A 12,013-nucleotide genomic window follows, 5' to 3' on the forward strand; every position below is an offset into this window, starting at 1 on the left:
TTATTATGCAGTGTTCTCTGAAAAATATCAGTAACAAATTCAGATAGAATATAGAAAATAGTTATAAGCGTAATTAATTATGTCATTGATGCTAAATGTTGATTATTAAACGTTAAACCAATATAAAATAAAACGTTTTGATAAACATCTATGACTATAAAAATTAAGCCAGTAGAGACTGGCTTTATTACGAACACTTTTTACGACCATAAAAAGGTATAAAAGTTGTAAAAAATTTAACGCTAATCTACTTTAAAAGAATCATGATATCAAATGTTAATATTTTACCTTGCCGAGCACGGTCTAACTTACTTTTTGGATGTCTAATTTATCGCGCTCGCTTATTTACCTAACGATTAGCTACCTAATATAATTAAAGGAAGCGATAATAATTGATCACCCGATTTTGCAAAATAAAAAATGATACCTATTAAGGCGCCCACTGTTAGTAGATACCAAGTTGTTGAAAATAATTGACCGTAACGATCTAATGGTAATAAATGGCTATTAAAACGTGCTCTCCATTCAAATACTATTTCAACACTGCCTATTAATAGTAAAAAGCCTAATAGTGCTAATCCTAATGCGTAACTAATAAAGACGCCCGCAGCAGCACCTAACACACAAGCTAACAAACCAATTTTACTGTTCATAGAAAAGCTAATGCTTTTTAATATATGACCACCATCAAGCGGTAAAATAGGTAAAAGGTTAAATAAATTAAGCAAGGCATTAAATGTCGCTAAACCAGCAAAAAATTCACTGCCTGTTAACCAATAAATAATTAAACACACTAATGACATTATTAGTCCAAACGTCGGCCCCATAATCGAAATCACCACATCTTGCCAACGTGTGTTAATTTTTTCATCGGATACCGCGAGCCCACCAACAAACGGAATTAAATAAATACCTTTAGTTTTCATGCCAAAATATTTCATAGCTCGAATATGACCGTATTCGTGAAAAACTAAACAAGCTATCAATGCAGCTGCAAATTGAAAAGAGAAAAACCAGCTGTAAGCAGCAATACTTGCTCCAGCTAATACTACTTTAATGATTTTGGCGCTTTTAAATAGCTTTAGTGCTAATGAGCCTAATCCAAGAATACTTATTTTTTTAGGCTCTGAAACCACTTTTATCGGTGTTTGTTGTTCGATATCTTTTTCGTTACGGGACGCCTCTTTTATTAACTCTTCATTTTCATAAAATGAATAATTAAGCAAAAAAGGCTGCCATTCAAGTTCGATATCTAACTTACACTTTATTGTCACACTTTCTGGTTGGTCTGCATCAGGTGTTAAAGGGAGTTCATTTAATGCCGCTTGCTGAAATAGTTCAAACTCATGACTTTTTTTACCTTCCGCGAACTCGCTCGCCGTAATTTGCGATACAATTTGGTCTCCCCAATAGAGTTGCTGCCAACCAGCCATTGATGCTTCAAGGCGTAATGTTTTTCCGTAATGTTCTAATTGTAATAATTCCATGATTTTTCCTTTTTAGTCGACGCAATTATGACAGAATTTAAAAAAACTGACTATCAACTCATTGCACCAAAACATCCTTATTTCTGACTATCAATTATCGTCTTAACCCGTATACTAAGCGTTTTTAGTTTTACTACTTCATGATAAGAGAGAAGCACCATGACTCAGAACATTGCTGCATTAGAAAAATTCCAAGATGACGTTAAAGAAAGTCAACTTTTATGGGCACTACAAGATAAAGCAAGTGGTGATTGGGTCGTGATGGATTCAATGAGCTATGAAGAAACTGAAGTAATGCCTTTATGGTCGTCTGAAGCGCTTGCAAAAACTCATTGTATCGAAGAATGGGAAGATTATACGCCAGCACCTATTGCATTAGCGGATTGGTTTGAGTTTTGGTTAGAAGATTTAGTTGAAGACGATGTAATCGTTGGCCTTAACTGGGTTGGTAATGAAGATGATATTGAATTAGGTTTGTCAGAGTTTACTGAAGCACTTGGCCAAATCGAAGCGTTATAATTTACTATTCTTTATTGCAATTAGTTAAATAAATAATAGTTAATCATTAAAAGCGTGTTAGCTTTTTCTCCTTTATTATCTGACAATTGAAGTTCATAACGATTGAACTCTATCAAAAGTAAAGTAAATGAAACCTAACATGCTTATAACCTATTCCAACCCTCAACTCTTACTTACTGTGCCAATTTATTATGTCTGAAAATAAACTAGAATCTAGCTCAAAAATTCGTACCATGATCGCCCTTACTAATCCTAAAAGCTCATCTAACGTTGGCGGCGCTATGCGTGCAGCGGGTTGTTACGATGCACAGAAAGTGGTTTACTCTGGCGATCGATTTAATCGCGCGGTTCGTTTAGCGGCAGACACTCAAAAAGTCCACGAAATTGTCCCCTTAGTACATTACGAAGATCTATTAACAGCGTTAGAACCTGGTATGAAACTAGTCTGTGTTGATTTAATTGAAGGTGCAATTCCATTACCGAATTTTGAACACCCTGAAAATGCCATGTATTTATTCGGCCCAGAAGACGGCACTATCAAACAACAGGTGATCAATAAAGCTGATGCAGTTGTTTATATTCCAACGATTGGTTGTATGAATTTAGCGGCCTCAGTGAATGTTGTTCTTTATGACAAATTAGCAAAATCACAACAACATCAACTCGATAATGATTTAATTAAAAATAGTCGAGATAAAAATAACAAAATTAAAGTAAAAGAATTGAAGTATAAAAACAATATGATCAAAGAAGCTAAAAGATTAGAAAGAGCACAAGCAGAAAAGAGTTAACACCTTAAGCTTTAAATGAACAGTATTGGCTTTATGCACATTAAAAAGCCAATACTTTTTACAAATAAGCTAGTTTATTATAAATGCTCCTCAGCAAACTCAGCTAATCGACTTCTCATAACACCATTTAAATAAATATTGGCACTTCCTTCAAAATCCTTAAAACGCTCCACTATATAAGTTAATCCCGATGTGACAGGTGTAAGGTAATTACTATCGATTTGAGCAAGATTGCCAGAACACACTATTTTAGTGCCCTCACCACAACGTGTAATGATAGTTTTCAATTGAGATGCGGTTAAGTTTTGGCACTCATCCAGTAATACAAAACTGTTTTGGATACTCCGGCCTCGCATAAAATTGACTGATTTAAATTGAATATTGGCTTTATCCATAATGTAGTTAACGGAACTGGCACTACAATTATCATTTTTATGTAGCACTTCCAATGTATCAGTCACCGAAGCTAACCAAGGCATCATTTTTTCTTCTTCCGTTCCAGGTAAAAAACCAATATTTTCGGCAATATCAGGCGTATTGCGCGTCACAATAATCTTATCGTATTGTTTATTTTCAATCACTAACTCAAGGGCAGCTGCAACAGCGAGCAAGGTTTCCCCAGTATCTGCTAGGCCCGTTAAAATAACCAAATTAACCTTAGGGTCTAATAGTGCATTGATCGCCTTACATTTATATATACCCGTTACCATTCAAGCTAACGACTGAACAAAGCACCTTGAACGGTTACGGGTATATAGCCGACATTTGTTCTTTGTATAAAACAAGAGCGACTTAAAAATATTAAACTTACTTATGAACTGTGATTCTTTGTCGATATATTTTACACATTTTTTTATTTAGACTATATTTTGGATGATACAACACGTCACACTTTATTTTTAATTGACAGTTAATTGATCTTACTGTGTTTTATTAAATTGGAATATTTTATGCTTTATATTTAATCGAAAATAGCAATGATGCTTTTTTAATTAATAAAACCTAAAATAAGGATATAAAATGAAACCTATAATTTATGCTATAAGCAGTGCAATAATTTTATGTGTAAGTTCAGCACATGCGACGTTTATTGGCGCATCTAATGGTAACTTATATGATTATGATGTCAGTACTAATAACTCTACTTTAATAGGTAATACAGGGGTTATGTATGATATCGCATTAAGTACTTCAAACACATTGTATGGTGTCACGAGCGGTAATCGACTTTATTCGATCGACCAAACAACAGCAGCGACTACTTTAATCGGAAATGTTGGTGCAAGTGTAAACGGTTTGACATTCGCTAGTAATGGTACATTGTACGGTAGTGGTGGAAATGGTTTATATACAATCGATACGACAACTGGCAGTGGCTCTTTAATAGGCACGGGCTCATATTATTCATCTGGTGATATTTCTTTTGATGATTTAGGCAACCTTTATCTATCATCTTCAACAGGTAGTAATGGAGATAGCCTTTGGTCATTGAATACTACAGATGGTAGTGGAACATTGATTGGTTCAACTGGATATTCTTCAGTTTATGGTTTGAATTACCTTAATAATACTTTGTATGGATTTACTTACTCTGGTGCAACTCTTTCTCTGGATACTAGCACTGGTGCTGCGACTTTTTTATCTCAAAACAATATAAATACCAATGGAGCTGATGGTGGTGGTGCAGTTGTTAATGTACCTGAACCTGCATCAATACTTTTATTTGGGCTAAGTTTAGCTGGTATTGGTTTTTATCGTAAAAAACAAAAAGTTTAAAATAATTTAATCCGTATTTGAAGAGTACATAACATGATTAAAGCTTATTTAAATCATGTTATGTACTTCTACTGTATTTAACTCTGTCATTGAGATGGTTAACGATATTCATATCTAGCTACTACAGCAGATGAATAAGGCTTTGCGTTATATCAATTGGACTAAATATCCTGCATAAAAATAATTATTTTTATCTTTAGATACCAATATTTTCGGTATCCTTCTAAAAGGTACATCAGTATTATTAGACAAAATGAATTCTCATTTATGATAGATAAAATGATTCAGTCTTAATAATTTCTAATTAAATTCATATTATAAATGCTCCTCAGCAAACTCAGCTAATCGACTTCTCATAACACCATTTAAATAAATATTGGCACTTCCTTCAAAATCCTTAAAACGCTCCACTATATAAGTTAATCCCGATGTGACAGGTGTAAGGTAATTACTATCGATTTGAGCAAGATTGCCAGAACACACTATTTTAGTGCCCTCACCACAACGTGTAATGATAGTTTTCAATTGAGATGCGGTTAAGTTTTGGCACTCATCCAGTAATACAAAACTGTTTTGGATACTCCGGCCTCGCATAAAATTGACTGATTTAAATTGAATATTGGCTTTATCCATAATGTAGTTAACGGAACTGGCACTACAATTATCATTTTTATGTAGCACTTCTAATGTATCAGTCACCGAAGCTAACCAAGGCATCATTTTTTCTTCTTCCGTTCCAGGTAAAAAACCAATATTTTCGGCAATATCAGGCGTATTTCGCGTCACGATAATCTTATCGTATTGTTTATTTTCAATCACTAACTCAAGGGCAGCTGCAACAGCGAGTAAGGTTTTCCCACATCCCGCGGGTCCCGTTAAAATCACTAAATCGACTTTAGGATCTAACAACGCATTGATCGCCATACCTTGATATATATTCTTTGGTGTAATTCCCCAAGCCTGCTGATTCATTAAACGATCATAACCGATGTCTAATAACTCAACTTCATCCTTAAAATGATCTGTCACTTTTCCAACAAAATCGTTTTTTTCATCAATGACATATTGGTTAGTATAAGGGTTAAGTATTTTTTCAGATTTTAGTTGGTGGTAAGTATCTTCGCCGCGATTGAAGGTATCGCATTCTTTTATGTTATCCCAAAATTGCCCTTCTACTTTTTGATAGCCTTTGCTTAATAGATCGACATCATCAATTACTTGATCAGTTCTATAGTCTTCTACGAATTTAAGTCCAGCCCCCTTCGCTTTAAGGCGCATATTGATATCTTTAGTGACTAGAATAACTTTGGCAGGAGCTTTACTTTTCTGTAGGTATAACGCAGCGTTGATAATACGATTATCAGGTTCATCTTCACTAAAAGATTCTTGTATAAAAGAGGCATGATGATCAGCAAAAATAGAAATAACGCCACCTAACTGAACACCTTTATGGTCTATTTCAACTCCTTGGCTAATTTGTTCTGTTGTCGCATCTTGAAAAAGTTGTTCTAAACTACGGATTGCAACCCGAGCATCTCTACTAACATCTTTTTGCCTATCTTTGATACGGTCTAACTCTTCTAAGACTGTCATGGGAATGACAACATTATGTTCTTGAAAGGAATATAAAGCTAAAGGTTCATGTAATAAAACATTGGTATCTAGTATATAAAATTTACGTGCGATATCTGTCATGAATAATTCCTCTGGTTATGATGTTGCAGTGGAGTTTTTATATAAACAGTAAGTTATTACGTTTTTATGACACGACTATCTTTTACAAAAAAATCATAAAAGTCCAATAATATGTCATTTATCTAACATTTTTTTAAAAAATCGGTTTCGTAAATGAATATGCAGCGTATAATTAAATTCTAAGTAAAAATCAGCAATTTATTGATTTAATTAAACGAATAATATTATTTGTTACTATTTAAATAATCATTAAGTGTATAAATAAAAAGGTGTGATAAATGAGTACTGTTCTTGAATTGGTAAAAAACACTCGACGTAAAAACAAACTAAAGCGTGAAATCATTGATAACGAGAAAAAAATCCGTGATAACCGCAAACGTGTGGATCTATTAACAAACTTATCTGAGTACATCACACCCAATATGAGTCATGCAGATATTGTTAACATTATCAAAAACATGCAATCTGACTATGAAGATCGTGTTGACGACCATATCATCACTGGTGCTGAGTTATCAAAAGAACGTCGTGAAGTAAATAAACAAATCAATGCATTTAGACGTCCAGAATCAACTAAATAAATCATTTAGATAATGCTAAATTGATTATAAAAAAGATAGCCTAGCTATCTTTTTTACTTTATAAGTTTATTTTTATAAATGGTGAATAATTGTTTCTACCTCGCTCTTCTCTTAACGCTTTAAACACTAACCATATTGATTTGTGGTTTATTGAACCTCATCAATTATCAACAGAGGCAATGACATCATTACGTGCTTTGCTGAGTAATGAAGAGACGTTAAAACTCCAACAATATAAAAACAAACCGGCCCAACATACATCTACCGTTACCCGAGCGCTATGTCGCTTAATACTCGCTCAGTATACAAACAAGACACCTGCATCATTAAAATTTATACGCAATCGGCACGGCAAACCTGAGTTGGTTGATAATATAAATGCACTTCGCTTTAACCTTAGCCATAACAACGAATTAATTGTAATGGTAGTTTGTGCAAATGATGACATTGGATGTGATATAGAAAATCCAAAACGAAAGATCAGTATTGAACCGATTAGTCGACGTTATTTTGCAAAACAAGAACATAAGCAACTTAGCCACTTAACAGGGGAACAACAAAAACAACGTTTTTTTGAAATATGGACATTAAAAGAAGCATTTGTGAAGGCAACAGGGATTGGGATTGCGTTGGGCTTAGATACTTTTTACTTTGACCTTAAAAAACGACTAACACAAAACGTAGATATCAATTTTAATGATCATTATTCGTTAGACAAATTTGCACCTTGGCAATGCCATCAAACCCTGTTTAATGAACAATCATTAGCAATATGCCGTACAAGTACATTACAACAAACTATAAAATATTTTGATGCTAAACATTTATTAACAAATTAATCAGTCGACTTAAAAACAAGTTAGTACGAACTACAAGTGGCTGCCTCCAGCTTTATAAAGAAATGTCTTATAAACAGAGCTCTTATAAATAGAGTTCTAAAAAATATATTTTGATTATAAAATATAACAGTATTTGCCAACTGTTTTAACCAATTAAATGAGTTGGTGATTCAACTAATTAACGTTTATTCTAAATCTAAGAACTCAACGGCAGCAGAAAAGCTTCCATCTTCCGATTTATTCACTCGCAATAATTTGGCAGTCGCATTTAATGGCAAAAAGCGCTCATCATCAGTACGAAGATGAATATTCACTTCATCACCTTCATTTAATTCTGCTTTTTCTAGCGAAATTCGCATTCCAGTGCTACTTAAATCACTACAAATCCCATGATACGTTTTTTCATCTTTTGTAATTTCGATAGGTAAATTAATTTCCATTCGATGAAACGAGCGTTGTTCATTTTTTGCAAAAATCATAATTATCCCTTTTTTAAAGTACTAAAATGACTTATAAATACTATTTCTGCAAGCGTGAAATCGTTATTTTAATAAGTTTGAGAGAGCCGTAACATTGCTAAAAATATAATTTATACGAGTAAGGCTAAAATTTCATTAGGTATAGGCTGTAATTGCTTATCTTTATCCAAGCATACCATTTCAATATCACCAATAACGGCAGGTCTGATTGCATTAGGGCGCCAAACTTCTTGTCGCCATAGTGTTTTATATTTACCTTCAATAATAAAACTAGTGCGAATATCGCATACTTCAGCAAACTCCACACCTTCTTGGAAAGTCATATTAGCTTTATAAACGGCAAAACCAATACCTTGATCATTCCATAATCTATTTAAACGTTGACTATCAATCACATGCTCACGAGCACGTTCAAAATACTTTAAAAAATTAGGATGATAAACGACACCGGAATGATCTGTATCTTCGTAATAAATCTGAACAGGATGATGGTATATTTTATTACTCATGTGAATCTAACCTACTTTATTTAGTAAAATACAGCGAACACTTGTGCTTTTTTAATATACAACAAGCTTATGAATAACATGTTTCACTATTTTAAAGCGCTAATTTAAATCATAAGCTATTGATCACTATAACACTTATATTATCACTACAGATATAAACTTCCTCATTGAACAGACTAAAGAAGGAAACCTATCAATATAAATGACTATTAATTAATGAGTAATCAGGTCTATTTTATTGAATATTTTCAATCAATGATAGGCATAAAAAGAAGTATGAAAAAGATGAAAATATAGATGACGTCAAAATAAGTTGCAATCGATTGAGTTGTAATAGGTCGATGTATTAAATATTTAACTGACTTAAATAACACACCGTCCCAAATAATATTTTCAATCCGTGAACGGATATTTTTACTGGCTAATTGAAGGATTTTCAATAGGAATTAAAATTTCATTACGTCTTAAGAACCAGAGAGTAAATGGATCGTTATAGCGGGCCCAAATAGGTTCACCTATTACTTGGTAACCATTTTTGCTTATCCATGCTTGTAACTTATTCTTATTTTCTTTATATGATGTCTCACTCCAAAAACCTGAATACTCGATAGAAGCGATGTATCGTTCTGGTACCTGTTTCAATACAACTTCACTGTCATTAGGTTTAGGAAGAGTCTCATAAGATGAAGACGCAGGCATCATAAAGCTAACCGCCCAACGACCGTTCACACTTTGCTGCCCTACTGGCGATGTCATATCAATTTTTTGGCCATCGGCTTCTTGGCTAACAGGTGCTGTCATATCGATACTTTGTTTAGCCGTATTATTACCTGAAATATATTTAAACAAACGTTGGAAAGCCTCGCTACCTGCATCTTCAAATTCACTATCAACAATCGTCTCTGCAACAATGTGAGCCTCATATTGTCGAACTTGAAAGTTTTCTTGTTGATAGTTAACTTGATATTTAGCTTCTTCTGTCGCCATTACTCCTCCACTGCCAATCAACATAAAAGTACTTATTAATAGAACTCTCAACATACTCTGTTTTGTGTATTTCATCGCATATTTCATTAATATTAGCCTTAAATTTATTATAAGAAATTCAACTTCATTTTATTAGTTGGTATCAATACCATTCCAATACGAGTACAAAACTCAGGCAGATCATACATAGCACTAGAATAAACACTTCAAGCACATTAAAGTGCTTTAAAGATTTAATAAGCCAAAAATAGTACCTATCTTCATGGTTTATCGCGGTATGCTAGGTAATAAATTAGATATACAAAAATTATTAAAGTGATAGCAACATTAGTTACGAACAATAAGCTTTTCCAGATAGCAATTAAGGAATTTCAATTGACCACCCATATAAACATTAACTTCGTTAATTCTATTGAAGCAGTAAATGAGAGTGATTGGCATAAATTAAATCATTCAAAATGCCCTTTTCTTCGTTATGATTTTTTTAATGCGCTTGAAAATAGCAAATCGGTTTGTAGTCAACAAGGATGGCAACCCCATCACTTAATTGCCAAAGCTGATAATAATGTACTGGCAATAATGCCAATGTATTTAAAGAGTCACTCATGGGGAGAGTATGTTTTTGATTGGGATTGGGCAGATGCATTTAAAAGATACAACATTGATTATTATCCTAAATTAGTAGCGACCATTCCTTTTACGCCTGTCAATAGTGATAAATTACTATCTTCAGAGCTACACTTACGCAATTTATTTGAACCGCTAATACAACATTGTGAACAAGAACAAATTAACAGTTGGCATTTATTGTATTGCGATGAAATAACAACAACGTTACCAGAAGATGTCTATCAACGTAATACGGTACAATTTCATTGGTTTAATCGTGATTATAAAACCTTCGATGACTTCTTAAATACGTTCACATCACGTAAAAGAAGAAGTACACGTAAAGAAAGATTATCCGTGTCACAACAGGGGATTAGCATTCGACGGTTATTCAACCATCAAATAACAGAAAAAGACTTAGATTTCTTTTACTTAACCTATCAATTAACTTATTTAAAACGTGGCCACCAGCCGCATTTAAATGCAGAGTTTTTTAAAGATATAGTCAGTAAAATGACTGGTAATGTATTATTACTGATTGCAGATAATGGCCAAGAAGATGTTGCCTGTGCATTATTTTTTTACGATGACAAACAATTATATGGGCGTTATTGGGGATGTACTGAATACTATAATAATTTACATTTTGAATTGTGTTATTACCAAGGTATTGAGTTTTGTATTGAAAATAATCTCACAAGCTTTAACCCAGGTACACAAGGAGAACACAAAATACAAAGAGGCTTTGAGCCTATCCTAACTTATTCTTATCATTGGATAATGCACCCAAGCTTTAAAGATGCAATTAAAGATTTTTGTCAACAAGAGCAAACTCATATGCTAATCTACCAAGCACAATGTCGCGAATTATTACCCTTCAAAAAATTAGATTAAAAATGACTAATAAACCTTTTTCCCAAGCATCTGAAAATAACAAAAAACCTATCCTTGATCTGTTAGCTTCAGTATTTTCATCAAATAAACATGTATTAGAAATCGGTTCTGGTACAGGGCAGCATGCTGTTTTCTTTGCTCAACATTTACCACATTTAACATGGCAAACCAGTGATTTAGCAATCAACCACTTCGGCATTAGCCAATGGTTAGACGACAGTTTACTCGTTAATGTTGTAAAACCTATTATAGTGGATTTAAATGAAGATTGGCCTGTACCAAACAAAGCATTACCAATAGATGCATTGTTTACAGCGAATACATTACACATAATAAGTTGGCCATTAGTGGTTAAATTTTTTGAAGGCATTGCGAATAACTTGTCAGAAGGGGATCATATTTGCATTTACGGTCCTTTTAAATATAAAGGGAAATTTACTAGCGAAAGCAATGAAAACTTTGATTTTTGGCTAAAAGAGAGAGATAAAAACAGTGGTATTCGTAATATAGAAGACATATTAATATTGGCAAGCTTAGCAAATCTTAATTTAATAAATGATCACGCAATGCCCGCTAACAATCAGCTATTATGCTTTCAAAAACAGACTTCAAACAAATAACCTAACTAGTTGCTTGCAGTGAATCTAACCACGCACTAGATTGATTTTTAGGACTTAACACTCAATCTTAGTGTAGCTGCCCTTCCCAACTCTACCTATTCAATGATTAAGTTATCATTAACATCAATTCATTTAACGATTTAGACTTAGAAAAGTAGCAAATACATACCAAATAAGTAAAATAATAATCACATTAGATGAAAATAGCCTAAAAGTATCTTTGAATT

The 12,013-nt window shown here is 33.3% G+C and carries 12 protein-coding genes and 1 pseudogene; 7 read left to right on the forward strand and 6 right to left on the reverse strand.

From position 1 onward, the window contains the following. Nucleotides 1-356: 356 nt before the first annotated feature. Nucleotides 357-1,487, reverse strand: a complete 1,131-nt coding sequence (locus GQR59_RS09490) for a site-2 protease family protein (RefSeq protein WP_160061935.1) — start codon at nt 1,485-1,487, stop codon at nt 357-359. A gap of 159 nt (nt 1,488-1,646) precedes the next feature. Here GQR59_RS09490 and GQR59_RS09495 point away from each other — a divergent pair, with 159 nt between their 5' ends. Both GQR59_RS09495 and GQR59_RS09500 read left to right on the forward strand, forming a co-directional pair. After that, a complete protein-coding gene (locus GQR59_RS09495) occupies nt 1,647-2,006 on the forward strand; it encodes a DUF2750 domain-containing protein (RefSeq protein ID WP_160061937.1) in 360 nt (119 codons plus the stop codon). A 191-nt stretch (nt 2,007-2,197) separates the two neighbouring features. Next, complete coding sequence (locus GQR59_RS09500) at nt 2,198-2,797, forward strand: RNA methyltransferase (RefSeq protein ID WP_160061939.1); 600 nt, start codon at nt 2,198-2,200, stop codon at nt 2,795-2,797. A gap of 77 nt (nt 2,798-2,874) precedes the next feature. On the opposite strand, the pseudogene GQR59_RS09505 reads toward GQR59_RS09500, so the two are convergent. Continuing rightward, a pseudogene (locus GQR59_RS09505) lies at nt 2,875-3,480 on the reverse strand (PhoH family protein); the annotation flags it as partial. Between the two features lie 337 nt (nt 3,481-3,817). Between GQR59_RS09505 and GQR59_RS09510 the strand changes: the two are divergent. Continuing rightward, entirely contained in the window at nt 3,818-4,573 is a 756-nt protein-coding gene (locus tag GQR59_RS09510; RefSeq protein ID WP_160061941.1) for a PEP-CTERM sorting domain-containing protein, read from the forward strand. Nucleotides 4,574-4,888: 315 nt separating this feature from the next. On the opposite strand, the gene GQR59_RS09515 is transcribed toward GQR59_RS09510, so the two are convergent. Then, nucleotides 4,889-6,268, reverse strand: a complete 1,380-nt coding sequence (locus GQR59_RS09515; RefSeq protein WP_160061943.1) for a PhoH family protein — start codon at nt 6,266-6,268, stop codon at nt 4,889-4,891. A 278-nt stretch (nt 6,269-6,546) separates the two neighbouring features. Here GQR59_RS09515 and GQR59_RS09520 point away from each other — a divergent pair, with 278 nt between their 5' ends. After that, nucleotides 6,547-6,849, forward strand: a complete 303-nt coding sequence (locus GQR59_RS09520; protein WP_137297402.1) for a DUF496 family protein — start codon at nt 6,547-6,549, stop codon at nt 6,847-6,849. A gap of 89 nt (nt 6,850-6,938) precedes the next feature. After that, entirely contained in the window at nt 6,939-7,688 is a 750-nt protein-coding gene (locus GQR59_RS09525) for a 4'-phosphopantetheinyl transferase family protein (RefSeq protein ID WP_160061945.1), read from the forward strand. A 185-nt stretch (nt 7,689-7,873) separates the two neighbouring features. Here GQR59_RS09525 and GQR59_RS09530 read toward each other — a convergent pair whose 3' ends face one another. The 3 genes from GQR59_RS09530 to GQR59_RS09540 form a co-directional block, all read right to left on the reverse strand. Next, entirely contained in the window at nt 7,874-8,167 is a 294-nt protein-coding gene (locus GQR59_RS09530) for a PilZ domain-containing protein (RefSeq protein WP_160061947.1), read from the reverse strand. A 110-nt stretch (nt 8,168-8,277) separates the two neighbouring features. Continuing rightward, the gene (locus GQR59_RS09535) at nt 8,278-8,676 is read right to left on the reverse strand and encodes an acyl-CoA thioesterase (RefSeq protein WP_160061949.1); all 399 of its coding nucleotides are present in this window, start codon (nt 8,674-8,676) and stop codon (nt 8,278-8,280) included. 414 nt (nt 8,677-9,090) lie between these two features. Beyond that, nucleotides 9,091-9,738, reverse strand: a complete 648-nt coding sequence (locus GQR59_RS09540) for an SOUL family heme-binding protein (protein ID WP_236546703.1) — start codon at nt 9,736-9,738, stop codon at nt 9,091-9,093. A gap of 300 nt (nt 9,739-10,038) precedes the next feature. Here GQR59_RS09540 and GQR59_RS09545 point away from each other — a divergent pair, with 300 nt between their 5' ends. Next, the gene (locus GQR59_RS09545; protein WP_160061951.1) at nt 10,039-11,166 is read left to right on the forward strand and encodes a GNAT family N-acetyltransferase; all 1,128 of its coding nucleotides are present in this window, start codon (nt 10,039-10,041) and stop codon (nt 11,164-11,166) included. 2 nt (nt 11,167-11,168) lie between these two features. Continuing rightward, nucleotides 11,169-11,786, forward strand: a complete 618-nt coding sequence (locus tag GQR59_RS09550) for a DUF938 domain-containing protein (protein WP_160061953.1) — start codon at nt 11,169-11,171, stop codon at nt 11,784-11,786. Nucleotides 11,787-12,013 lie beyond the last annotated feature (227 nt).

It is taken from the genome of Psychromonas sp. L1A2, assembly GCF_009828855.1.
Taxonomy (GTDB): domain Bacteria; phylum Pseudomonadota; class Gammaproteobacteria; order Enterobacterales; family Psychromonadaceae; genus Psychromonas.

What these genes read in the sequence shown, in the direction of transcription:
- GQR59_RS09490 (WP_160061935.1), bottom strand. Translation starts at nt 1,487, where the DNA reads ATGGAATTATTACAATTAGAACATTACGGAAAAACATTACGCCTTGAA.
- GQR59_RS09495 (WP_160061937.1), top strand. Translation starts at nt 1,647, where the DNA reads ATGACTCAGAACATTGCTGCATTAGAAAAATTCCAAGATGACGTTAAA.
- GQR59_RS09500 (WP_160061939.1), top strand. Translation starts at nt 2,198, where the DNA reads ATGTCTGAAAATAAACTAGAATCTAGCTCAAAAATTCGTACCATGATC.
- GQR59_RS09510 (WP_160061941.1), top strand. Translation starts at nt 3,818, where the DNA reads ATGAAACCTATAATTTATGCTATAAGCAGTGCAATAATTTTATGTGTA.
- GQR59_RS09515 (WP_160061943.1), bottom strand. Translation starts at nt 6,268, where the DNA reads ATGACAGATATCGCACGTAAATTTTATATACTAGATACCAATGTTTTA.
- GQR59_RS09520 (WP_137297402.1), top strand. Translation starts at nt 6,547, where the DNA reads ATGAGTACTGTTCTTGAATTGGTAAAAAACACTCGACGTAAAAACAAA.
- GQR59_RS09530 (WP_160061947.1), bottom strand. Translation starts at nt 8,167, where the DNA reads ATGATTTTTGCAAAAAATGAACAACGCTCGTTTCATCGAATGGAAATT.
- GQR59_RS09535 (WP_160061949.1), bottom strand. Translation starts at nt 8,676, where the DNA reads ATGAGTAATAAAATATACCATCATCCTGTTCAGATTTATTACGAAGAT.
- GQR59_RS09540 (WP_236546703.1), bottom strand. Translation starts at nt 9,738, where the DNA reads ATGAAATACACAAAACAGAGTATGTTGAGAGTTCTATTAATAAGTACT.
- GQR59_RS09550 (WP_160061953.1), top strand. Translation starts at nt 11,169, where the DNA reads ATGACTAATAAACCTTTTTCCCAAGCATCTGAAAATAACAAAAAACCT.